The organism is Aestuariivirga sp. (assembly GCF_046294715.1).
Lineage (GTDB): Bacteria > Pseudomonadota > Alphaproteobacteria > Rhizobiales > Aestuariivirgaceae > Aestuariivirga.
Genome location: NZ_JBKBKI010000003.1, coordinates 179,491 through 202,857 on the forward strand (window position 1 = coordinate 179,491; position 23,367 = coordinate 202,857).

Sequence of the window (23,367 nt, forward strand, 5' to 3'; positions counted from 1 at the left end):
GTTGCTCGGAGGCGAAGGCGCGTGCCTGAAACCTGACAGGAGGCATGGCACTGCCCTCCCGCAACTCCACAGTCGGTCAGGGTATCGCTGTGGTCAGGCGAAACTCTCCTGCTGATGCTCCGGCTGCATCAAAAGCCCGATCGTAGCGTTGCGCTGGTGCTCCGCGTTGACGTGATCAATGCCGTCGACGGTGATTGCGAGCATTCCGTCTTCGAGCCTCTCGATCCAGCGCTTCGCCTTCAGATACCAGAGGTGGAAGTCGAGCTGCTCCAGCGGGCAGCCGAAGGTGCGCTCCAACTCGAAGTCAGGCACGCCGGGGCTCTTAACGCTGTGTCGCCGCCTGGCGTAGAAGACATGGAGAAGACGTTCCTGGACTGCCATATCCTTCTCCACGCTGCCGGCGGTGCTCGCCGGCCCGGAGCTGTGGTCAGGTGAGCTGCGGACGTGCCCGTGCCGCAAGTCATATTGCGAGCGCCTCTCGGCGTCCTTCAGGAGGTCATGCGCCTTGGCGATAAGGTCAAACTTCTCTCGGTTGCCGGTTAGCGGATTGTCGGGGTGGTATCGCTTGGCAAGCTTGTAGAACTGCCGCGAGATGGCCTCGGAGCTGGCGCCCAGTTCGAGCCCGAGGACTTCGTAGTAGTCGATGAAGTGTCCGCGTTCCATTGGTTAATGCCTCCCTACCGCAGTTGCAGCAATTTCTAGCAATTTTGATGCCAGGAGGACGGACTGAGGGTACCTGCGTCTTACGAGTGAGGGCTCGGCATCCCAGCAGAAGCGGATCACGGCCGTCACGACACTGGCGCCGGGGCGTGAACGCTGGAGGCCTCGGCCATCAGGGGGAGCGGCGCCACGGGGGCAATAACGCCGCTGCCGCGAAGTGAAGGGGTAGTTAACGAGTGATTGCAGCTTTAGATAGACCTTTCAGCATCCGCCGCGAGCGGGGCCTTTCCAAATGCGGGGATCGCCAGGGTGGCTCAAGTTAAAGATGCGGCGGACTCGGAGAGCGCAAGCTCCGCCTCGTTGATGGGCTTCGCACGCTCACGGTTGAGCCTCTCCGCCTCATAAAGGGGCTTGATCTCCGGCCCGGGGCGAGCAGCACTCACGAGCCATACGGTGCTCCGCCCACGCCTCGCCCGGAGAGAGCGAGGTAATGCTTGACCTTCTTCGTTTTGGAAGTATATATACTCCGAATTCGGAGAGCAGAATGCAGAGCCAGCTCGCATACCCCAAGTCCAGCTACGAGCCCTCTGCGCTTATCAACATGAGCGATCCGGCGGAACGCAAGCGGCTGAGCCCCTCCGCCATTAGGGCGTTCTTCAACATCATGGAGAGGTGGCGTGTCAGGGATGGCGACGCCCGCGACCTCCTGGGAGGCATTTCCAACGGGGTCTTCTACGAGATGAAGAGAAACCCGGAGCGTGTTCTCGACGTCGACCGGCTGGCGCGGATCTCGCTTCTCGTCGGCATCTTCAAGAGCCTCAACATCCTCTACCCGGAAGACCTGGCGGACGCGTGGATCACGCTGCCCAACAAGAACAGGCTCTTCAATGGCGGCACGCCCTTGTCCTACATGAGGGAGGGGGGGCTGGCCGCCATGTGGACGGTGAGGCGATTGCTCGACGCGCGGCGGGGCGGCCATTGACGGCGTTGCCGCCTGTCTCGCTGGTCCGCCAGTTCGACACGCACCGCCTGATACCCTCTCGGTACAGCGACGACGGCGCGAGCGTTCTGGCTCGCATCGCCTCTGACGATGCCCATCTGAACGATATCTTCGACCTTGATCACGCCACGAATGACCGCCTCATCGCAGAGAATGACCTGTTGCCGGGGATCGGGCTCGGGGAGCTCGTCTTCGGTGTGCCGTTCTACCGCATTATCAACGCCGCCTTCTGCCATGCCCACCCCCATGGAAGCCGCTTCAATGGCCCCGACCGGGGCGCGTGGTATGGGGGCTTTGAGCTCGAGACATCAATCGCGGAAGTCAGCTTTCACAAGCAAGTCGAAATCGCCGAAGCATCGTGGACATCACCGGTCACAGTGACCTACGACGATTACCTCGCGGATTTCAGCGGCAGCTTTCATGATCTCCGGGATGCGCCTGAGTTCACGTCTTGCCTCGCGCCCGACAGTTACGTTGCTTCCCAGAAACTGGCGCATCAGCTGATGGAGAGTTCCTCGCTGGGAGTGGTCTACCCGAGTGTGCGGCATGACGGCGGCACGTGCATCGCCTGCTTCCGTCCTGCCGTCGTGGCCAACGTGAGGAAGGAGCATACTCTCCGCCTCACCATTGCAGCGGGAGAGGAGCCAAAGGTTGATATTACTTGACGAATAAAGAGCCAATTCACAGAGCTGCCGGCACCCTCGGCCATTACTTCACGCTCGTGAAGGACACCATCCTCTTCTGATCTTCGTCCCAGAGTGCCAACCGCACACACTTGAGACTCTCCCAAAGCGTAATTCGGCCGATCTCTCGGAGCTCCGGGTAATCTGCAAGCGCCTCAGGGAGCCGGTAGAAGGGGATACGGCTCGAGAGGTGATGAAGATGGTGAACACCGATGTTTCCGGTGAGCCACATCAGCGGCGCGGGAAGATCATAGAAGGAGCTGCCGTGCAGCGCCGCATCAGGGTGGGACCAGTTGGATTCAGCCTCCCAATACGTCTGCTCGAACTGGTGCTGCACGTAAAACAGCCAGACGCCGACTGAGGCGCCGATTATGACAATCGGGAGATGGATCAGGAGAAACGTGGACACGCCGGTGAGATGAATGAGGGCTGCAGCGAGCGCCGCAATACCGAGATTGGTAAGCATCGAGCTCGCCCAAGGCATCACACCCCCACTCACGGCGCCTAGGGGTAGCCGGTGCTGCAGGAGAAACAAATAGCTTGGGCCAAAGCCGAACATGACGAGGGGGTGGCGGTAGACGCGGTAGCGAGCGCGATCCCAGCGGCTCCGGGAGAGGAACTCATCTACCGTCAGCGTGTCGATGTCGCCGATGCCGCGTTTGTTGAGGTTGCCGGAGCCTGCATGGTGGAGGGCGTGGGAGTGGCGCCAGAGGTCGTAGGGGGTCAGGGTCAGAACGCCTAAGACGCGCCCCGTCCAGTCGTTGGCCCTTCTGGAGGAGAAGAACGCGTTGTGGCCGCAGTCATGCTGGATCATGAAGAGACGGACGAGCAACGCTGCTGCCCCCACTCCGAGAAGCAGCGGCAGGACGACGCTGACACCGCTCGCAATCCACATTAAAAACCACAGGGCTGTAAACGGAAGAGCCGTCAGCGCCAGTTCGAGGGCCGCGCGGCGATCATTGGGGAGCTTGTATACTTGGAGGCGGGAGTTCCAGTTACTTGCGTCGGCGGTCACGTTGTCGGTTTCTCACAAAAGTTTAGGGAAAGAGTACACACGGGCGGGACAGCCGCGATAACGTTGCTTCCCGTCTTGAAAGAGGGGTAAGGTTGAGAAGTGATCCGCCTCTCCAAGGCAAGACTAGGCCTATCCCTCCATACCCTCGCGCACCGATCAGAGACTGGCGAAGAGAACTATCAGCATTCCGGCTCCTCCTTCTCGGTATCGCGCTTCTGCGCCTGGGCAAGCTCCCGGGGGTCGATAGTGACGACTTGCTCCTTGCCGCTGTCGACGCCGATTGCCGGTAGGTATATCTGCGTGGCAATTCTTCGCCACGCCTGAAACGAGAGGCCGGGTATCTCCTCCTCCTCCGTGATCACCATATAAGTCCCGGGGGGTTGAAGTGCGTCGAGGCCCGCAAGACTAAACGAGTGGTGGAAAGTGATCATGTCCCGGGATGAGCGTATCATCGCCTCTTTACCGGCGCGAGGTTTGCTGGCGAGAAAAGCCACTGTAAGGCCTCGAAGGGGGGCAGGTATTCCTCCCGGCGATACTCTGCTTCCGTGATGTAGAATGCACGACCACCGCTGAGGACCCGGACGTCGTTTGGACTTCCGCCGTATCCCGTGATCCGGTGGAGGCCAACTACCCTCGACCTACTCGGCAGCCGTTCGGTGCGGGCAAGTACTACGTGCTCTGATAAGTCTTGCGAAGAAGGATCCCCTGCTCTCGGAATACTGCCCGATGTGGGGGGCAGCGCGGAGAACCGTACATCGTTCAAAACTAAATGGCGTGATTTCTGAGACATCCTATCCCCTTCATGCTTCTTGAGCGGGAGCACGAGGAGCGTCTCTCTGCTGCCGGGGCTCAGATGGACGGACCGGCAATGAACTCCATATAGGGCATGTTCACCCAAATGTCAGGTTTAAAGTGCGCAGCTGCGAATAAAGCCTGGGCCGCGTCGCGCCAGGGAAGAGGTTCGCCTTTGTATGTCGATGGGGTGAGACTTATTCTCAAGCGGGTGGAGAGGACCCGGAATGATCGAATGTCATAACTCTATCGCCCGCCCAAACGCTCTCGCGACTTCTGGCCGCTAATGCGACTTTGGTAGCTAATTCTTAACCGTAGCAGACATTTTTCCTCATATCCGAAGAACGATTGAGTTTTCAATGTCTACTTAACCCCCGGGAGGTAATGCTGACGCGAAACTCGCCGCAGGATTGTCACGACTAAAGGGCGTGAGCACATGGCCTCATTTTTCAATGCTATTGCTAGTCGCATTCTTCGCTACAGCCGCTCCAGCCGGGGCAATCTGACCGTGGTGACCAGCATCGCGGCGTTGCCCGTCATCGCCGCAGCGGGAATTGCAATCGACCTTGGCCGCATGAGTCGGATCCAAGATCACCTTCAGACGGTCGCCGACGGAGCGGCGCTCGCCGCCGCCAGCGCACGAAACCTATCGGGCAGTTCTGACGAGGTGAGAGCCAAGCGAGTCAAAATCGCCGAGAGTTTCCTGAATGACGGCCTCTCCCATCTGACAGATATCGAGGCCGTGGAGAAACCGGTGGTGAAAGCCACTGCCTCGAACGTCACCGTGTCCGTGGCCGCAACGGTGAAGGGATCACTCACGAACGTGCTGAACCTCTTACCCCACGACAATTCAGACAACAATCATTTCCGCATTGCGGCGGATTCGCAGGCAGATTGGACCTCCGCTCCAGCTCCGCTGTGCATTCTCGCGCTCAATCCATCAAGCGAGCAATCGCTGGAAATCCAGGGCACGGCAGACTTGTACGCTCCAAAGTGCTCTGTCTGGGTGAACTCCATTTCCAATCGAGGCCTATATCAAAATGGAAATGCCACGCTGACGGCAGCGACCATCTGCGTTACCGGAAATTATGTCGGCAGCAACTATCAGCCAAAACCCAAGACTGGTGACACGGCTTGCGCCCCCCGGCCCGACCCCTACAGGAAGCAGTTCGACGATGGTTATGGGACCGCTTACAGCAACGCCAAGGAGCAGTACGACGGGTACAGCAAGAGCTCCAAGAAATTCACCCAGCTCACCTTCACAGGATCGAGCGCCGTCGAGACCCTAAATCCAGGCATCTACAAGGGCGGCATACAAGTGAAGGCGGGCGCCACTGTGTATCTGAACCCCGGCGTTTATTTCATCCAGAACGGTAAGTTTGAGGTGCAGAACGCCACACTCAAGAATGCCGATGTCAACAAAGACGGGCGCATTGACGCCGCCTCCGAAGGGGTGACCATCATCCTGACTGAGCCGGACGCGCAGACCAAGGTGACGAACGCCACTCAAACGCGCCTCGACGTTCAGGCACAGTCGAATGTTCACCTCGTGGCGACGGCCAGCGGGCCTTTCAAGGGCATCGTCATCGCCCAGCATCCGAACTCAAGGACTTCGACGTCCAAAACCACCGCCAACACCATCATTGGTGGCGGCACCAAGTCGATCACCGGCGTCGTCTACTATCCGAACAACATTTTGTACGTCACGGGGGGCGGCACCGGTACCGCCTCAAGCCCGGAAAAAATTGCCGCTGACGATCCGCTTTTCTCCATCGTAGCGGACAAGATCTACATCGAAGGCAACGGTCAGCTGCGGGTGGGCGGCGCTGGGGACAGCAAGGCAGCGGGCCTTCCCCCGCTTGTTGAAGCGGGAAGCGGCGTTAGTATCGTGTCGCTGAAGTAGGACCTGAAGGCATAGACTTGGCGGACTCCTGGGCAGCCCAAGTGTCGTGCGCTGGCACTGCCTGACTCCGATTAACAAGGCTTGGAAGCGGCGAACAGATGGCGGCGGCGTGTGGCGGTGCGGAATGTCACATTCAGAACAAGAACGGTGCCAGGAGCATGGGAAAGAGTGTTCCTACACCTCCCGTTCTCACCGACGCTAAGCGAGTGATCTCGCACCTACCCAAAAGCATGCCTATGGTACTCTCACCTTTCGTGTGATCTGCCCATTGCTTTCCCAATAGGTATGTTTCTTGGCGATCCACGGATCGTCCATGGTGGGCTGAACCCGGCCCGACGCATCGGTGGCACGTGAGGTTATGCTATGCTCTCCTGGCGCTGCAGTGCCCCAGTCAACAGACCATATCGTCCAGGCGAACTCCGCATCCTCGCTACGGTCCATGACCGCTGCCTGCCATGGACCGTCATCGATTTTGACCTCCACCTTGGCAATAGGCGCACCCCAGGCCGCACCGACAATGCGGTAACCCTCGTCGTTGCGTGTGACCTTAGCTGGTGCGGATTTGAGAAGGGCCTTTCCTACTGATGTTTCAGTCCACACCGTCTCGCCATTATGATCTTCCTCGCGTATCGTTACGTAGTTCCGCCCCATGAACAAGTTCATAAAACGGGTGTCGCGTACCTCGATGCGCTTCAGCCACTTGACATTGGCAACGCCGTACCATCCCGGGGCTATCAAACGGACCGGGGCACCATTGTCAGGTGGAAGGTCCACGCCGTTCATCTCATAGCACAAGATGTTGTTTGGGTTCATCGCATCGGTGAGTGACATTGACCGGGCAAAGTTCTGATGCATCTTGACGTCGTGCGCCTGATCTTTGATTTCAATATCGCCAGCGTCGGCGCCCCAGAACACGACTTCGATGCCGCTTTCCTTCACGCCTGCCTCCTCCAAAACCGTTGCTAGCTGCGTACCCGTCCAGCGGGCATTGCCGATCCCGCCATGAAAAAACGGAAGGCCATGGTTGCCCGAGCATTCAATGGTAAAAGTCACCTCCTGGCGGGGCCGCTGCTTGATTTCGGCAAGTGTCAGGGTCAGAGGTTTGATGACCTGGCCGTCTATCTCCAGCTTCCAGCTAGCAGCATCAATCCTTGGTCGGTCAAAGTGAGCAATTGAAAAGAATTTCTCGTTCGGCGTGATCCAGGAATCCAGGTCCTCCCAAACGAGCTGGCTCTTGATGATATCCGGGACCGGATTGGGAGCAGGCTGGTCCAACCAAGGGATCACTGTCTCCCCCGTTCGGGTTGGGAACGCCAATGCGGCCTTACTCATGGCTATCAGAGCCATTGTGCTCGCCGACGAGGCGATAAAGTCACGGCGCGTGAGAGTCAACATGACAGCCTGATCCTTTCGATTGTGTTGCGGAGGTAACTTTGCGTTGCGCGGCGGAGATTATCGACTAGAGTTCTCGACGGCGAAGTGCCTCAAGCTCCCTCCGCTAGCAGAAGCACGTAGTGGTGCTTACTCCGTCATCTGCTCATAACCAGCTGAATGTCTGCCTCGGGCACTGAGCTGCATCCGCTCAGAAGAGTCTAGTTGACTGGAATCATGAGGTGTGCATAGGGGGTGTTGGGCCACATGATGTATGGCCTGCTGGTATCTGGATTGGCATCTGAGGGGTATCCTGCCATCATATCCGTAGCGTTGACGATCATCACATGCGGAGGTGTCGAAACCCAATTGTTGCCATCCGCTGGACCTAGAGCGTATGGATCAGTGTTGCTGGCATCGGATCCTCCAGCCATCATGTAGATAAAGCCTACTTTACCCTTTGGCGGCTCCTTCTGGGAAATCCACGCCATCGCCCACTCCATCGAATTGGCATCGCCGCACATCGGGTCAGGCCCTGGTGATGACGGCGTGTCGGGCATGCACCACCAGCCGTTATTGCCTTCGCGGAGGGTGCGCATCTCACCCTTGTCATTCATCGCGTAGATGGTGGCGCCAGTGCTGACCGGGCTTGGTGCAGCTGATTCTGCGCTCTTGATCATGTCGGGGTCGCTATCCGCCCGCGCCGCTGAGCTGACCACGACTGCGCTCGCAAGCGCGGCAACCAAGAAAACCGCATGTCGTTTCATCGTCACTCTTGCTGCTGAGTGAAGATCGCTAAATGGCTGAAAACCACAACACGCCATTAGGCGTTGGTTAATACACTTCTGGACCTTGTTAGGAATGGTACCAATGCGATCAACATCATACGCGGTCATGTGACGATCTCCTCCACTAAAACAGGAAGGCTCCCGCTCAGGTAGGAACGCTTCCCGACCCGTGATCCGCTCTTCGAATGTGGCAAGTCTACTTCCGGCCAAATGCGGCAGATAATGCCGTTTTCTCATCGCCTGATGCCGCTGGAACATCACAGGACGCGATGCCCCGCGGGCCAAACTGCTGAAGAGACAGAGGCTCGACGCTTCGCTCGCCATACAGCCAGAGCCATTTGACGACGAAGAGAAGTTCTATGGTGAGCTGCAAAGTCGCAGTTTTTCCGCTCAAGGTAAGGCTCGTCACGTATCAGCTCAGTACCGGGAGGGAGGCCCTGAGGAGGCCACCAACCCAAACCGAATCCTGACAGTTCCTGCTGTTTTTGAGGACCACATGTGCGCGGGATGTTGGCGGGAGAGTGAGCGCGCCGGCCAAGTATGCGGCTTGAGGACCGTTGCTGCCCTTCCGCCCCCTACCGCACCAGAAGTCCATCGGGATCAAGCTGATTTGTCGCGGAACTAGGCTCGCATCGCTGATTCGATGCTCCTCCTCCTCGACGCCCATAGCTCCTCCGCCACCTTCAGCGCGTCAATGCCGTGGGCGGCCCACCAGGCGCGCTCGTCGCCATGCTGGTGGAGTTCCCGGTGGTGGTTTGAGCAGAGGGGAACGGTGAACTCGTCCGAGACCTTGCGGCCCAGGGCGGTCGGCTGGGCGAACTTGAGGTGATGCGCGTGGGCGCGGTTCCTGCCGCAGATCAGGCAGGGCTTCGAGGCGACGAAGGCGAGGTGGCCGAGGTCACGGATGCGGCGGGGCTCCGAGAGGGTGAGTTCGGCCTTGTCGATGCGCTGCGAGCGCTCTTGGGAGAGCCTCTCGGCCTCCTCGAGGGGCTTGATCTCGGGCCACGCCGGCGTGTCGGTCACGGCCTCCTTGGCCTCCGTCGCAGATGCGAGCTCCGCTGGGACGGTCTCAGCGGCGGCCGGGGGCGCCTCGCCTGAGGGACTGGGATTAACCTCCGGCAGGGTAACCGGCTTGGGGTCGGCCACAAGGACTGCGGTCGGCATCTTCTGCGGCAGCGGCTGCGCCTCCCCAGCCACGACCTTCACTGGAGCGACTTCCCTCGCCGGCGGCGGGCCTTCTGAGCTGGGAGCCTTGCCACGCGGCTCCAGCGTTCCGCCGTAGAGGGAGAGCCCAAAGGCATTGCCGAAGGTCATCAGCGCCCGCTTGGTGGCATCGGTCTCGGCGGCCTTGGCGGCAAACTCATGCGCCTGGCCGGGGGTGGCGGCGTTGGATTCGCCGGCCCCACTCCCCTCCCGGACGATCACCGCCTCCCCTGCCCGCACTCGAATACGGACCCGGGTGACGTAGGCAGCGCAGTAGCGGCCCGCGACCTGCTTCGTCCACACGCAGTCGCTGGAGATGGTCTCCCGGTCCCAGCCGTCGAAGCCGAAGATGCGGTTCGCCTCGGCCAGGACATGCCAGCCCTCCAGATAGGACAGCGAGAGCCCCTCGGCCTCCCTGGTCCTCACATGCTGGGGTTTGAGCTTCGATCGGAGCTTTCGGACTTGCGAGGCGGTGAAAGTCATGGCTACTTCGTCCGGATGGCGAGGGACACCTTGGAATTCGAGAACGTGGCGCCGGGCACGGGCGAGCCAGCCTTGAGGGCGTCGAGGATGCCCTTGCGGTCGAGCTTGGGGGCCTGGGGGATCCAGAACTGCTCCGGGATCTCCGCCTCGTTGACCACCGCCACGCCGGGCGGCGAGATCCGCAGCGAGACAGTGAAGTCGGGCGCCAGGATCTTCTCGATGCCGGCGTCCTCCATCACCGCCTGCGCCACCTCGCGCTTCTTGGCAGACGCCACCTCGATCCGCTCCAGGCGCTCGCGCATGGTAGCCATCCTCGCCCGAAGGCCATCAGCGAGCGCCTCCTCCTCGAGCGCGGCGCGGATGACCTCGCCGATCGCCTCGTTCAGGTCAGTCGCGCCCTCCAGCGTGTCGAGCAGCGTCGTCTCGTCAATCTCCGGGTCGGCCTCGAGCAGGCGGCGGCGCAGTTCGGTGAAGCGATTGTATTCGCGGACCAAGGGCGGCGTCACTGGTTTCTCCTATAGTCGATTTAATGTCTCATTTTGAGATATAATTGCGGCAACAATATGATTACGGGCCATCAGATTCGTGCCGCACGCGCCTTGCTGGATTGGAGCGCACAGGAAACGGCGGAGAGATCAGGGTTGACGCGGGAAACGATTCAGCGCCTTGAGAAGACCTTTGACATCCCGGCGAGCAGGACGAAATCACTCGTCGAACTGCGACGGGTCTTCGAGGAAGCCGGCATCGAATTCATCGGCAGCCCTGGTGATGGACCGGGCGTGAGGCTTTGGAAGTAGCAGTGCCACGCTGGTGCCGAGAGCCAGTGACCTGCGGGTTGGAACGCCAGGGTGGGCGCAGCCCCATACCTACGCCCTCGGTGCCCCCCGCGCAGCACGAAGCTAGATGGCCATCCTCAGCGCGCGGGTCTGATCTGCCGCAATCTGAGGACCTTCCCACGCTGACGTAGACTTTCTTTCACTTTCGCGTAAAGCGCTTCTTACCTCATTGTCCCAGTCGATGTTTGTCTTGCTGGTGTTGTTGCCGCCGCTCCCCTGCCCTTCCTCACTCTTGCCCCTCGACGTAGGCGCCACGGCGTGCGGTCTTCCATCCTCCCTCGCGAGGAGATGGAAGCCTCCTCCACCATGTCCTGAGCTGCTCCCACGCATGGAGTGCTCGGACAGGCGCGAGACCGTCTCGGCATCATCGAGCGCCGGATCAGCAACGGACACGCTGCCGTCATCAGGATCGGTCTTGCCGAGGTCTTTCAGCGGATCACCACGAGTTCGCCGCGCCTGCAGAGCGTGGCGTAGCCCAGGGACAGAAGGGCACTGTCCCGCAGGCCCAGGCGGCGATCAGGCGCTCCAGCGGGTCACGCTTCAGCCCAGGGGCCTGCTTCACGCGGCTCCTCCTCTGCCAAAGGCTCCCCTCAAGCCATCCGCTACGCCCTCGCTAACCAGGAGTGCCTGAAGGGCCGCATTCTCGCCATGCGCATCTCGTGGCGCGCTGAAGGTCGTAAGCAAGCCTGCCGCAAGGTCCGGTTCCCGCGTTCCGAAACCGTATTCAGGAATCAGTTTTTATACTGTAAGAATCAGCTCGCTGTTCGCCTTGAGGAGGGACGAACTTGTGTCTCCGGACCCCGCTCGCGGGATACGGGGACTTGCCGCAAGCCGTCCCCGACCGCATGAAAGTCTTGCTTCTTCGGCTGGACCGCAGGGATGGCTCTCAACTTTGATCAAGATTGGGAGTCGACATGGCTAGGAAATCATCTTCTCAGAAAACACCAAAACTCAGCGAACTTATCCCCGAGCGAATTGCCGGGCTCCTTGGTGAGCAACCTGTCCTTCCGTTCGAGAGTGCTGACGAATTCGAAGCGCTCCACGCAGGACTTGTGGTCGCATACGCTCCGAAAGACATGGTTGAACATTTCTGGGTGAGAGATCTCGCTGAGATACGATGGGAGATCATGAGGTTGCGCGCCATGCGAAGGGCCGCCATCGAGAACAAACTCCCCGCAGCCACCGCACAGCTGGCGGCTGCTCAACTCCAACGGGCGTGGGGCGAAGAACCCAATCCCTTGTATGATTCAGAACACATTGCAGATGATTTCCTGCGAAAAATTGCACACGGCAGCGAAAACTCTCGCAAGCGCTACAATTCCATCCTGAAAAGAGCGGGCGTTACCCACGACAGGTTGAAAGTCGTTGCCTACACGAAGGACCTGAAGACGATCTCGGCTCTTGATGGCGCAATCTGCCTGGAGCAACACAGGTTCGACCAGATCGTCCGCAACCTCGAGAACCGCCGCCAGACGAACACGACGATGACCCGAGGTCTCGGGTTGGCGTTGGGCGACGTTGTCGATGTTCCAAGTAGCGAAGCAGATCAGGAGGCCTCGTCATGACCAATGGCTTACCCCACCGGCGACGCAGACCTTCGAACCACTACAAGCACGGGCTCACGTCACGTCCGGGTACTGAGGAGTGGTTCCTCGAAACCGGCCAGCTGGCACAGGAACTGATCCGGGGAGCTCCGCAAACGCGGGAGATACTCGAAACGGCGAGGTCGCTCTCAGGACAGATCTTCCTGCTGCAGGCAATCCGCCAGGAGAGAAGGAGGCTGCTTACCACGCCTCCCCCGCCGAAGTTATACGAGGAACTTTCCAAGTTGGCTCTCTTCGAAGAGGCCCGGCACGAGATACTCTACGGCAACTTCGTGAAGGAGGCTCCGGATCGAGCCTGGGCGCGCACGATGATCAGCTGCGCGCAGTACCGGGGTGTCGTCAACGCCTACGTGCCCACCTCCGAAGGCACTGCCGACCTGCTGCGCCGGCAGCCGAAGGCGCTTCAGAGGATCGACGTATACGAGCGGAAGGCGAGGTCGCGCATCAAGAAGCTGATCAATCGCCTGGACTACTTGGTCATTGAGGAGAAGAGGAAGATCGTCCCAGCATCGGACGCTGGCACACAAAAGTAAGGCCGGCGATGCAACAGAGGCATTGGACCTTCTTCGGGTTCACCACTGTTCCCTTCTGCTTTAACAGCTGGTCAGGTCCGAACTCGGCTGCGTTTGCTCGCCAGGTCCTTCACCCGCGCGCATAGGGCGACAACTGGTCTGATCACCGGTTCCGGCAGCGGAGCACGCACATTAGCGCTCTGACGAGTGTACCCGAAACCTGCACTCTGGCGGTACACTGCAAGTGGGCCAAGGCTGGGAGACAGTCGGCAGTGCGCTACAAGCTGACCTTGGCACAGACACTCATGTCCACGGCTAGCCAGGCATCCGCCCATGGCATACCTGGAGCCATGCAGCTGGGATAGGCCGTCGCGGGAAATGCTGAACAGGACGCACAGTGACGGCCCCGCGCGGGGATGATGGAAAAAGCGCGGAGCCGCCTGCCTCGTGCGGCAAGGCACGTGCAGGAAGGATCTTGCCCTCCACACCTACTCTCAGCCTATAGGCAACGACTGCAATAAGCGCTGCCCAATCAGGAGACTGAAACCACTACTGAAATAACGGACTATCCGGGTAAGAACCGGTAATGGTCTGAGGAGGCGCGGCGTGGATAGATTCTATCGCCGTGCCCCGCTTCGTCGGTTGTCGGCCGAGCACTTCTCGCCGCTTTCCGGGTTTGAGGTCTTGGCGAGAAATAACAGAAGCCTCTTCTCTCCTATTCAGCGCTCCGGATCCGATCCACGTCGATGGTGCGCCGCCGCCGGCGAATCCAAACATCAGCGAGCTCACCTGTTACGCGCACCCGGTCGCAAGCTTCAAAGCCACCCAGTGAACCGGCAAGAGCAAAGACGCGACTATCTTCGCCAGCCAGGCGAGGATACGTGGCGTTGGGCCGGAGGAGCTCACCAGTGACGGTTATCCGCTCAGCCGACTGTTCATCGGCAGCCATCACCCTGATGGGCCAGGCCACGGTGCGCTCCAGTCTCTCATAGCTAGCTGAGCAAGCAGAAGTTCTTCAGACTCGACCAAGCCCGGAAGGCGGTCGCCGAGTGGGTCGAAGACTACAACAACTCCACTCGTCGCTGGCCTACAAACCCTCCGGCATTCGCCGGGAAGTTCGCTGCAACAGCCTGGCACGCTACGCCCCTCCCTGGCTCCGCACTCCAACTTGTTGCTCAACCCGCTCAACCGAGCATACAACAGGCCAAGGCTCTAAATGCTGCTGGAGGAAAGTTCAGTGGCAGGTCAGCCCAGTCGTGACCCTCGCACTAGCACCAGTCAGGCTCCACCTGATAGTTGTAGAGGGTCGACATCATCTGCATCCAAGAGCCCACGTCGGTCACGACTAGCACGATCCGGCGGTGGGTACGTGCGCTGAACTAAAAATTCCGCCCGCCTGCCGCAGCGCCCCGCCGAGCCGGTTGAGAGCATATGCCGCTCAGGCCTGATAAGCCTCTGCGCGCGATCTTACACACACGTCTCTCAGGTGCCCTTGAGGCGGTAATATTCGGCCATAGCAGTCACCTCAGAATAAATTGGAAAAGGAGCGGCAAGAAGCCGCTCCACTGCTGTCACTCAATCAACTTAGTCCAATTTTTTTTATCTATAGGAGGAAATCATCGGCAGTCAGAGTCTTTGGCTCTGTCAAACCGATCACAATATCGGCGGTAGCATCTCCGTTGATGTCGGCGAAGACGGTGGTGCTCGTCGCGTCGGTCGTGTACCAGACCGAGTAATTCGCAGCGGTGCCGCCGTTGAAATTTAGGCTCCCCGCATAGACGCCCTGAAGATCAATCTCGTCCAGGCCTGAGGCAAAGTCGTGGATAATGTCCTTGGCTGAATTTGTACTGTCACCAACCGCCGCATAGATGAACGTGTCCGCACCAAATCCGCCGTAGAGATTGTCCGCTCCCCCTCCGCCAGTTACTTGATCGGAGCCAGAGCCGCCGTAGATGGTATCAGAACCGTTTGAGCCAAGTAATATGTCATTGCCGGATCCACCGTACAACACATCGGGATCGTTGTTTCCATTGATATCATCATCGCCACCCATGCCGTAAATAGTATCGCCCCCATTATTTCCACGTATCGTGTTGTCTGCGCCGTCGCCGATGAGATTGTCGGCACTATTGGTGCCCGTGTAGGTGGCCGTGCCTACAACGGACACAAAACCCGTTGTGTCTGAAGGACCTGCATCGGTTTGGTCCGCCTTCACCGTAAGTTGAAAGACTTCATCAACTGGGTTGCTGCCAGAAGCGCTAACTTTGATGTCGTACACCGCGTCCACGCTCACCTCGGGCGCTGTAATCGTGAACTGGTTTGTGATTGGATCGAAGACAATCCAGCTAGGGAGCGCGGAGCCGTCGCCCAGGGTAGCGGAATATGCTCCAATTGTGGTGTCTGGATCAGCAAAGGTACCGGCAACGGAGAAGGTGAGACCCTCGGTTTCGTTGACCTGCTTGTCTGCAATAGGGTTTTCAACAATTGTCGGATCTTCGACACCGTTGACCGTGATCGTAGCGTCAGCCGTATCGGTGAGACCGCCGCCGTCAACTACTGTGTAACTGAACTCTACCGTCGCCGTGCCGTTGCCATCCAGGCCGTTGTAGGCGCCATTCTGAACCAGCGACACATCACCGTTTGCGGCGACGCTGAGAGTTGCGCCGTCTCCTAGAGCGGCAACATCGCCGGCGGCGTAGGTTGTATCTCCAACTTTGAAGCTCTGTACGGTGGGTTTGCCGTCCTCGGTGTCGCTATCGTTGTCCAGAACATTTCCAGCTCCGTCGGTCGCAGCATCCTCGTCGACTTCGAGTTCGTCGTTAACTGCATCTGGCGGAGTATTCGAATTGACGAGATCGGAGCCGGTATCGACCCACTTGATGCTGCCGCCCTCGGTTGATGTGCTGGTGGCGCGTACGCCCAAAATTGCTGTGGCTGGATTAAAATCAACAAGGCCCATATCGCCCAGATTGAACTCTAGGCTCTCTCCAGCGGTTATGAAACTAGCCTTCGCTTCACCAGCAGAGCCGAGCCCGGTTTCAGAGACCTTGTAGTAGTCGTCCCAAAGCACCCCAGTGCCGTTCATGTTCAAACTGCTATCTTTCTTCACAAGCGTCGTACCGCCCTCCCCAGACGTAGTATCGCCATCGGAGAACCACAGCGCATTAAGGTCGAAAGAACCGACTTCACCGATGACTGTGAACTGCTGGGTAGCTGTATCGTACTCTACCTTAAACTGGAGCCCCTCATCAGCACTCCCGAAGTTCCATACATAAACGGCCATGGCCAAACCCTCCTGCTTGCATTTTCACGCCGCGCAGAGAAATTTACGGTTGTTCACGGGGAATGCAAAGGAATTTACGTATTCTTTACTAATTTCCACGAGTAGCCAATTTGTACAATGCCGCTTTGCAATTACAGCGGGTACGACCGCCTTTTGCTCATTGCCTTAGGAATTCAGAGAGCTTCGATCAATCCTCACGGAAAGCGCGGTTCATCTGGTCCGTGAGGGGCTTGACGAGCAGCGAGAGCACGTTGCGGCTCGACGTCGTGATGTAGGTCTCGACGGGCATTCCGGGCATGAGGCGGAGCGTGCCGAGGCGGGTGAGCTGGTCTGGCGGAATGGCAATGCGGGCCTTGTAGTATGTTTCGCCTGTGCGCTGGTCGGTCTCGACGTCCGCCGAAACATTCTTGAGCTGGCCCTCGAGTTCCGGCGTGGTGCGCTGGTTAAAGGCCGTGAGGCGGAGACGGGCGGGGGCACGCGGCTGCAACTGGTCGACGTCGGTGGGGCTCACGCGCGCCTCGACCTCGAGCTGCTCCTCCATCGGCACGATCAGCATCAGCACCTCACCGGTCGCAATCACTCCGCCGAGAGTGTGGACAGCGAGGTCATGAACACGGCCTGAGGCAGGCGCGCGAACGACGATGCGCCTCAGCTGATCCTCGGCGGCCACTTTGCGCTCCCGGAACTCGCCAAGCCGCGCCTCCACGACACGCAGCTCGTCCGCGACCTCGCTGTTGAACTGACGATCCACCTGCAGGATCTGCAATTCTACTTCCGCGATCCGGCCGCGCGTCTCGGCAATCGAGGAGGCGAGGCCGGACTTACGGCCCTCGATGCTGACCACCTCGCGCTCCAACGCGTTGAGCTTGGCGAGGGAGGTGAGCTTCTTCTCCCACAGGTCGCGCGCCGCCTCGAGCTCCTTGCGGATGAACTTGAGCTGCTGGCCGTTGGACTCGATCTGCTCCTCGAAGCCTGCGATCTGCTGCTCGAGCTGCGCGCGCTGCTCCTCGAGCCTCGCCTTGTTACCCTCGCGGGCGATGGTGCGGAGCTCGAACAATCTGCGCTCCCCGGCGAGGATCTCCGCCACCTCATCATCGTTCACGCGCCCGGTAAGCTCCTCCGGAAAGCGCAGCTCGGAAAGTCCGTCTCGCTCGCTGCGGAGCCTCGCCTGCTGGGCCAGGTTCTCGTCGTAAGCGCGGGAGATCACGCCGAGATTGGCCCGTGTCGCCGTATCGTCGAGGCGGAGCAGCGGCTGGCCGGCCTTCACCTCCTCGCCCTCGCTCACGAGGATCTCACCGACAATACCACCGGTCGGGTGCTGAACCTTCTTCACCTCGGAGAGCACAACCAGACGGCCCGGCGCGATCACGGCGCCGGAGATTTCGCTCGTCGCCGCCCAGACCCCGGTGCCGAAGACCAGCGCGGCGGCAACCGCCATGCCAATCCGCGATGCGCGGCGCATTTCCCGAAAGAAGAGTGCGTGGCCATTGCCACTCATGGCTTCGTGCCCTGGGCCTGCTCGGGTAGGCGGCGCGAAGGCTGCGCCCGCAGCACGCTCACGTTGTCCACCGGCAGGGGTTTCCTTGGAAATGCCTGGGCATCACCGCCGCTGGCGGGCTTCAGCAGTGCGGGGAAAAACTTGGCGATCACGGGATCGCGGGGCCCGAAGGCAATCGGCCGGCCTTGGTGCATGATGAGCACGAAGTCCAAAGCCTCGAGGCAGTTCGGCCGATGGGAGATGACGATTGCAATACCGCCCCGCTCGCGCACGCCGTGGATGGCGGAGAGGAGTGCCTTGTCGCCCTCCTGGTCAAGGTTCGAGTTGGGCTCGTCCAGCACCACAAGGAAGGGATCTCGGTAAAGGGCGCGTGCGAGCGCCACCCGCTGGCGCTGGCCGGCGGAGAGAACCGCGCCCCCCTCGCCGATCTGCGTCTGGTAGCCCTGGCGCAGGCGGACGATCAGCTCATGGCAGCCTGCGGCCTGCGCCGCCGCGATAACCTTCTCCGGCGCTGCGTCGGGGTCGAGGCGGGAGATGTTCTCCGCGACGGTGCCCGCGAAGAGCTCGACATCCTGTGGCAGGTATCCGATGTGCCTGCCGAGGAGTGCTGAGGGCCACTGGTCGAGCGAGGCGCCGTCGAGCCGCACCTTGCCGGCGGCGGCGGGCCAGGCGCCCACGAGGGCGCGTGCCAGGGTCGACTTTCCGGAGCCGCTCGAGCCGAGCACGGCGAGGCCGCTGCCCGCGGGCAGTTCGAAGCTCACGTCGCGCACCAGGACGCGCGTGCCGGAAGGATCGGCAACCGCCAGGGTTTCCACCTGAATTCCCGTGCGTGGCCGCGGGAGGGGGAGTTTGTGCGGCTCGGGAGGCACGGCCTCCAGGAGCTTCGCGAGTCTTGTCCAGCCCTGCCGCGCGGCAGCAAAATTCCTCCACTGGGAAATTGCCTGGTCGACAGGCGCGAGCGCCCTGCTCACCAGGATCGAGCCGGCGATGATGATGCCGGCGGATGCTTCCCCGTGGATCACCAGCCAGGCGCCGACGCCGAGCATCGCGGACTGCAGGATCATGCGCGAGCTGCGCGCCAACGCGCCAAGCCCGCCTGTCACGTCGCTCAGAGAGTTTTGACGCTTTACGAGTGTCTCACTGGCTTCCGAGAAGCGTTCGGCCTGACGCTGCCCCATGCCCATGGCGGCAATCACTTCAGCATTGCGCCTGCTCGTCTCGATGATGGCGGTGCGCGCGGCCAATTCGCTGGTCGCCTGCTTCACGTGGCCCCGCGAGTGGAGCTCCGTGAGAAGGGTGATGATTACGAGAATGATCGTTCCCATCAACGCCGTTACGCCGAGAACCGGGTGAAACATAAAGATGATGAGAAGGTAGAATGGAAGCCAGGGCAGGTCGAGCAGCGCGCCTGGCCCGGGGCCGCTCAAGAAGGAGCGGACGGCATCGAGATCTCGCATCGGCTGAAGGCCGACGGCACGGTCGGACCGCCCCGCGGTGTGCAATACAGCGTCATGAACGCGGCCATTCAGCGAGGTGTCCATCACTGCGCCAATGCGCACCAGTATTCGGGAACGCATGGCATCGAGAATGCCCTGAACGGCGAATAGGAAGAGGGCAATCAGCGCCAGCGCGAAGAGCGTTGCCGTGCTGCGGCTGGGAAGCACCCGATCGTAAACCTCCAGCATGAAGATTGAGCCGGTGAGCATCAGCAGGTTGGACAGAGCGCTGAACAGCAGCACCGACCATAATCCCGAACTGCATGACGAGAGCGCATGCCGCAGATCGCTCCCCTCTCTTGAACTCTTTCGTATCTTGGGCAGGGGCCGGGCTGCGTGGCTTGGGGCGGGGACCCCCTTCCGTCTACTCATGCGCGCCAGCGAGACGGGAGCAACCATCAGCAATGCAGCGATGAGGGGAATTGACACCGCATATGGTCTCACGTTCGCGGAAGACAGAAGAGTTGCTGCCGAAGAGATTTTTTCTATGGGAAGACTTGCGTCGGGCAAGAGGGAGAGCGCGAACAGAATTGCGCCCGAGAGAGTGTTTGGAAATGCGGCAGCAAACGATAGCAGCAGAAGAAAGCCAGTTGCCACCCACCTCACTCTCAGCCCGCCAGTGTTACGCCCGTTCACGTGCTCAAGGGAGCGGCTACTTACGCTTTTATGTGGTATGTCCGAAGACAAACGTTTCACAAGTCCACTCATCAACCTGAACGTGAAAAGCTCCCTGCGGGCGGGGAGCCTGGATGTGCGTTACATTCACTTAGATCCGGTATTTCGGCAACCGGTATTTAAAAAGAAGGCAAACGAGTGAGCGGAACATCCCGTCTGATCTAAAGTTAAGCACGAGCCTTCGCAGCCGGCATGTAGGTCCACGATGCGCGCAGTAGTCTCCTACATCCTGACCGCTCTGATCCTATCCTCCGCAGCTATGGCGCACGAGGGCTCGTCGGGGATCGTGCTGGAGCGGATGGAACTCATGAAGGTGATGGAGCGGGAGATGAAGGCGATCGGCGGTATGCTGCTTTCCGAGCAGTCAATCGATCCAGCCTCTCTCCAGCCTCATGTGAAGGCACTCCACGAAGCCTGCCATACGATAGGAAACAAGTTCCCACCTGGGAGCGACGGCTCCCACAGCCATGCGCTGCCGGCCGTGTGGGAGCGACCTGCGGAGTTCCAGCGGCTGATGAAACAGCTGCATGAGGCCTCGGAGCTGCTGCTGGAAACGAGTTGGTCCTCTACTGACCGGCAGAAGCTCATGAGCGCAACGAAGGGCGTGGGAAGCGTTTGCCAGTCCTGCCACGAGCAATTTAAAAAACCCGGCGGCTGAACCAACGCGGCGTCAATGGAAGGACCGGGCCATTTTCTGCGCTCCCGCTTAAATGTGGGCGGTGACGAGGAACCACGACCTGCTACGCTTTCCCTAGGGGCGGCGAGACCTCCAGGAAAGCCACGATCAGTGAACTCATGCCCTGTGAGCGGTCTGCCAAGGCAAAGCGGCTCAAGTAGAAGCGCGGCTTTCCGTCCCCGATCTGGATCCCCATGTGGTAGGCGCCGATCCGCTTCGGCTCGTCGATTAACCGGCGTTGGATGGACGTCAGGGGCTCGCTGAAGGAGAGCTGGATGACCCTGCCGTCGCCTCCACGAATTTGGTTTATGATTTCTCCGAAGCTGGGATTAAACGCGGCGAGGCGCCGCTCCGCTGTGATCACTGCTACCGGTGCTGGGCAGGCGGCGATCATCGCCAGCATGTCGAAGGATTGCGCCTGGAAGCGCGCCGAACTGAGCCGCCGGCGGTTCCGGTCTAGGCAATAGCAGCGCAGCAGCGCCGTCCGGTTGTGCCCTCCAGGATGCTCCTCGAAGATCCGGAAGATGAGCTGCGAGGTGCTCACCCCGTCCTCTCGGGCATATTCGTCCAGCTGCGACCAGAAGATGTTCTCAAGGCGGATGGCGGCCTTTACACCTTTTCGTTGCAGCACTCTAAACTGAGTGTCGGCAGCCTGCCGCAGCGGATCGACTCTGTCCATCAACATAACATACTATAATAGTCGAAGGCCGGTCACGTGCGATATTACACACGCGAGGAGGCCCACTTGGCTCAAGGTAAATGGAAATCGCCGAATCTTATAAGCACTTATAAATATCTTGCGGAAAACTTAACAACAGGATTTTGGCCCCACCTTCTTGCAATCTCCATTTTCTGGCAAATTGAGACACAAATCGAAATCGATTGATAATCGAAAATTAACGGGTCCTGAGAGGGGCCGGCGTCCGAGGGAGTTGCCAGATGACCGAACGTACCGATCTCGAGATCACCAGCCACGGTTCCGCCGAGGTTCAGTCCGCGGCCGGGCAGGAGAGCTGGAGCTCGCCTCAGCAGCTGGCACAGTCCACCGCGGCCACTCCCACGTCTGAGAACGGGGTGCAGTCTGAAACGCCGGCAGCCGCCCCTGTGGCAGAGGGCCAGCAGGCGGCCATGACGCCGGACGGTAACGGCTTCGCTGTGGAACAGGTCGAGAGCGTCGACGCGGCCAAGGTCATCCTTGAAGTGACTGCCGAGAAGGACAAGCCGATCGTCCTGCCGCCCGGGACCCAGATCGACGCGATCCTCGTCAACGGCGACGATCTCATCATCCGCGAGGCGGATGGTGACATGATCATCGTCAAGGGCGGCCTCAAGGCCGTTCCCACGCTCGTCATCGGCAACATCGAAATCCCCTCCGAGGCCCTCGCGGCAGCCCTGGAAGCCGGCGGCATCGTGCTTCCCGCCGCGGGTCCCGACGCGGAGCAGCTCTCGAGCGGCGGCAATTTCTGGGCCGACCCCGGCACCATCGGACCCGCCTTCAAGATCCGCGACCTTCTCCCCTTCTCCGAATTCGACCGCGCCTGGCCCGAAGAGCAGATCTATGACTCGGATGTGGAAGAGCAGGGCAACCGTGCTCCGATCGGCGGAAACATCGATGTGCGGGTGACGGAGGAAGACCTCCCCGGTGGCTTGCCGGACGACGAAGGTTCGGATGACTTTGCAGATGAGGCTGAGTTTTCCGGGGTCATCCCGATCAAAGATCCGGATGGCGACCCGCTGACGTATGCCTTCGTAGTCCCTTATCCGAACGTCACGTCCGGCGGGCAGACGGTGCAGTGGGCGACCAGCACCGACCCGGACGGCAATGTCATCCTCACGGGCACCATCGACGGCGGCGCAACGACCATCATCGTTGTGACGCTCTTCACCAACGGTACGTTCACCGTGAACCTCGAAGGGCCGGTGGATCATCCCAACAATCCCAGCGACGCGTCGGACGAGGGTCAGATCACGCTGGTCTTCAACATCACCGGCAGCGACGGCGGCGCCCCGGTGCCTGCGACGATCTCCGTCACCATTGAAGACGATAGCCCCGATAAAGATTCCATCACTCTCACGCCCGGCCAGATCATTCATGACGAAACGAAATACGTTCAGAACACCGCCAAGGATACCGACGCCCCGGCTGATGCTGATGTCGAGAACGATGCCGGGGGAATCCCGTCGGCGATAGCAGCGTGGACGGGTACGGACGAGGTCCTAGAGGGGCTCACCGCCATTGGCTACGCCACCAAGACGGGCGCGGTGAACGTCAACACTTCCGGCGCATATGGCGGCGACGGCGCGGGGCTTACCGCCCTCAATGTGACCACCAGCACGGGCGCGGCGTTTACCGGGGAGGCGACGAACCTCTTCGACACCAAGACTGGCGCGCAGATCTTCCTCTTCACCGATCCCGAGTCTGGCCTGGTGATCGGCCGCCTCGGCACCGACGCGGATAACGACGGCTACGCTGACGATGCCGATGGCACCATCGCGTTTGCGATAGCCATCGAAGACAACAACAACAGCGGCGACGTCTCTCTCGCCCAGTACCGCGCCATCGCGCATGGCGACTACCCCGACAACAACGACGAGAGCATCACGCTCCTGGCAGGGGACGGAACCCCGCTCCTCTTCGTGTCGGCAACCATCACCGACGACGACAACGACACCTTCACCACGACTTCTGCTGCGTCTCTCTCCGTAACGTTCGAGGATGATGGCCCGTCAATTGACGTCGGCACCGATAGCGAAGGCGAGCTTTCTGTCTTCGCGGTGAACATGGACGAGACGACGGGTGCCGACCGTTACAACACGGGCGAGTCGGAATCTGCCCCGGCCAATGTCAACGACAACACCGGCTCCGCGGTGTCGGACCCGACGGGGACC

General features: G+C 60.2%; 20 protein-coding genes. 9 read left to right on the forward strand and 11 right to left on the reverse strand.

All coding sequences use genetic code 11. The annotated features are described in order from the left end of the window. Nucleotides 1-93: 93 nt before the first annotated feature. Nucleotides 94-663: a DnaJ domain-containing protein gene (locus ACK4HL_RS03900; RefSeq protein ID WP_409756727.1), complete on the reverse strand. Its 570-nt coding sequence runs from the start codon at nucleotides 661-663 to the stop codon at nucleotides 94-96. A gap of 541 nt (nucleotides 664-1,204) precedes the next feature. Between ACK4HL_RS03900 and ACK4HL_RS03905 the strand changes: the two genes are divergently transcribed. Together ACK4HL_RS03905 and ACK4HL_RS03910 are read left to right on the forward strand one after the other, a co-directional pair. After that, a complete protein-coding gene (locus tag ACK4HL_RS03905; protein ID WP_409756728.1) occupies nucleotides 1,205-1,642 on the forward strand; it encodes an MbcA/ParS/Xre antitoxin family protein in 438 nt (145 codons plus the stop codon). Then, nucleotides 1,639-2,325 carry an RES family NAD+ phosphorylase gene (locus tag ACK4HL_RS03910; protein WP_409756729.1) on the forward strand — a complete coding sequence of 229 codons (687 nt, stop codon included), beginning with the start codon at nucleotides 1,639-1,641 and terminating at the stop codon, nucleotides 2,323-2,325. The genes ACK4HL_RS03905 and ACK4HL_RS03910 overlap by 4 nt, the downstream gene beginning before the upstream one ends. Nucleotides 2,326-2,368: 43 nt before the next feature. On the opposite strand, the gene ACK4HL_RS03915 is transcribed toward ACK4HL_RS03910, so the two are convergent. Both ACK4HL_RS03915 and ACK4HL_RS03920 read right to left on the reverse strand, forming a co-directional pair. Next, on the reverse strand, nucleotides 2,369-3,358 hold the full coding sequence (locus tag ACK4HL_RS03915; protein WP_409756730.1) for a fatty acid desaturase: 990 nt from the start codon (nucleotides 3,356-3,358) through the stop codon (nucleotides 2,369-2,371). A gap of 179 nt (nucleotides 3,359-3,537) precedes the next feature. Beyond that, the gene (locus ACK4HL_RS03920) at nucleotides 3,538-3,789 is read right to left on the reverse strand and encodes a hypothetical protein (protein WP_409756731.1); all 252 of its coding nucleotides are present in this window, start codon (nucleotides 3,787-3,789) and stop codon (nucleotides 3,538-3,540) included. Between the two features lie 797 nt (nucleotides 3,790-4,586). Between ACK4HL_RS03920 and ACK4HL_RS03925 the strand changes: the two genes are divergently transcribed. Beyond that, nucleotides 4,587-6,053: a TadE/TadG family type IV pilus assembly protein gene (locus tag ACK4HL_RS03925; protein ID WP_409756732.1), complete on the forward strand. Its 1,467-nt coding sequence runs from the start codon at nucleotides 4,587-4,589 to the stop codon at nucleotides 6,051-6,053. Nucleotides 6,054-6,287: 234 nt separating this feature from the next. On the opposite strand, the gene ACK4HL_RS03930 is transcribed toward ACK4HL_RS03925, so the two are convergent. The 4 genes from ACK4HL_RS03930 to ACK4HL_RS03945 form a co-directional block, all read right to left on the reverse strand. Further along, nucleotides 6,288-7,448, reverse strand: coding sequence for a sulfite oxidase (locus tag ACK4HL_RS03930; RefSeq protein WP_409756733.1), 1,161 nt, complete (start codon nucleotides 7,446-7,448; stop codon nucleotides 6,288-6,290). A gap of 197 nt (nucleotides 7,449-7,645) precedes the next feature. Continuing rightward, nucleotides 7,646-8,320 (reverse strand): hypothetical protein, encoded by a 675-nt coding sequence (locus ACK4HL_RS03935; protein ID WP_409756734.1) that lies wholly within the window; start codon nucleotides 8,318-8,320, stop codon nucleotides 7,646-7,648. Nucleotides 8,321-8,833: 513 nt separating this feature from the next. Further along, entirely contained in the window at nucleotides 8,834-9,898 is a 1,065-nt protein-coding gene (locus ACK4HL_RS03940; RefSeq protein ID WP_409756735.1) for a Rad52/Rad22 family DNA repair protein, read from the reverse strand. A gap of 2 nt (nucleotides 9,899-9,900) precedes the next feature. Continuing rightward, a complete protein-coding gene (locus ACK4HL_RS03945) occupies nucleotides 9,901-10,404 on the reverse strand; it encodes a siphovirus Gp157 family protein (protein WP_409756736.1) in 504 nt (167 codons plus the stop codon). 57 nt (nucleotides 10,405-10,461) lie between these two features. On the opposite strand from ACK4HL_RS03945, the gene ACK4HL_RS03950 reads away from it, so the two are divergent. The 4 genes from ACK4HL_RS03950 (at nucleotide 10,462) to ACK4HL_RS03965 (ending at nucleotide 12,871) form a co-directional block, all read left to right on the forward strand. After that, nucleotides 10,462-10,695 carry a helix-turn-helix domain-containing protein gene (locus ACK4HL_RS03950; protein ID WP_409756737.1) on the forward strand — a complete coding sequence of 78 codons (234 nt, stop codon included), beginning with the start codon at nucleotides 10,462-10,464 and terminating at the stop codon, nucleotides 10,693-10,695. 372 nt (nucleotides 10,696-11,067) lie between these two features. Beyond that, nucleotides 11,068-11,208 carry a hypothetical protein gene (locus tag ACK4HL_RS03955; protein ID WP_409756738.1) on the forward strand — a complete coding sequence of 47 codons (141 nt, stop codon included), beginning with the start codon at nucleotides 11,068-11,070 and terminating at the stop codon, nucleotides 11,206-11,208. Nucleotides 11,209-11,648: 440 nt separating this feature from the next. Continuing rightward, on the forward strand, nucleotides 11,649-12,299 hold the full coding sequence (locus ACK4HL_RS03960) for a hypothetical protein (protein WP_409756739.1): 651 nt from the start codon (nucleotides 11,649-11,651) through the stop codon (nucleotides 12,297-12,299). Next, a complete protein-coding gene (locus ACK4HL_RS03965; protein ID WP_409756740.1) occupies nucleotides 12,296-12,871 on the forward strand; it encodes a hypothetical protein in 576 nt (191 codons plus the stop codon). Before ACK4HL_RS03960 ends, ACK4HL_RS03965 begins: the two co-directional genes overlap by 4 nt. A 1,582-nt stretch (nucleotides 12,872-14,453) precedes the next feature. On the opposite strand, the gene ACK4HL_RS03970 is transcribed toward ACK4HL_RS03965, so the two are convergent. From ACK4HL_RS03970 to ACK4HL_RS03980, 3 genes are all read right to left on the reverse strand, one after another. Then, on the reverse strand, nucleotides 14,454-16,133 hold the full coding sequence (locus ACK4HL_RS03970; protein WP_409756741.1) for a M10 family metallopeptidase C-terminal domain-containing protein: 1,680 nt from the start codon (nucleotides 16,131-16,133) through the stop codon (nucleotides 14,454-14,456). 187 nt (nucleotides 16,134-16,320) lie between these two features. Next, a complete protein-coding gene (locus ACK4HL_RS03975; protein WP_409756742.1) occupies nucleotides 16,321-17,631 on the reverse strand; it encodes an HlyD family type I secretion periplasmic adaptor subunit in 1,311 nt (436 codons plus the stop codon). Further along, entirely contained in the window at nucleotides 17,628-19,370 is a 1,743-nt protein-coding gene (locus ACK4HL_RS03980; RefSeq protein ID WP_409756743.1) for a type I secretion system permease/ATPase, read from the reverse strand. Before ACK4HL_RS03980 ends, ACK4HL_RS03975 begins: the two co-directional genes overlap by 4 nt. Before the next feature lie 637 nt (nucleotides 19,371-20,007). Between ACK4HL_RS03980 and ACK4HL_RS03985 the strand changes: the two genes are divergently transcribed. After that, nucleotides 20,008-20,460, forward strand: coding sequence for a c-type cytochrome (locus tag ACK4HL_RS03985; protein ID WP_409756744.1), 453 nt, complete (start codon nucleotides 20,008-20,010; stop codon nucleotides 20,458-20,460). An 82-nt stretch (nucleotides 20,461-20,542) separates the two neighbouring features. Here the strand turns inward: ACK4HL_RS03985 and ACK4HL_RS03990 are convergent, their stop codons facing one another. Further along, on the reverse strand, nucleotides 20,543-21,157 hold the full coding sequence (locus ACK4HL_RS03990) for a ribbon-helix-helix domain-containing protein (protein ID WP_409756745.1): 615 nt from the start codon (nucleotides 21,155-21,157) through the stop codon (nucleotides 20,543-20,545). A 260-nt stretch (nucleotides 21,158-21,417) separates the two neighbouring features. On the opposite strand from ACK4HL_RS03990, the gene ACK4HL_RS03995 reads away from it, so the two are divergent. Next, a partial coding sequence (locus tag ACK4HL_RS03995; protein ID WP_409756746.1) for a DUF5801 repeats-in-toxin domain-containing protein occupies nucleotides 21,418-23,367 on the forward strand: 1,950 nt, incomplete at its 3' end.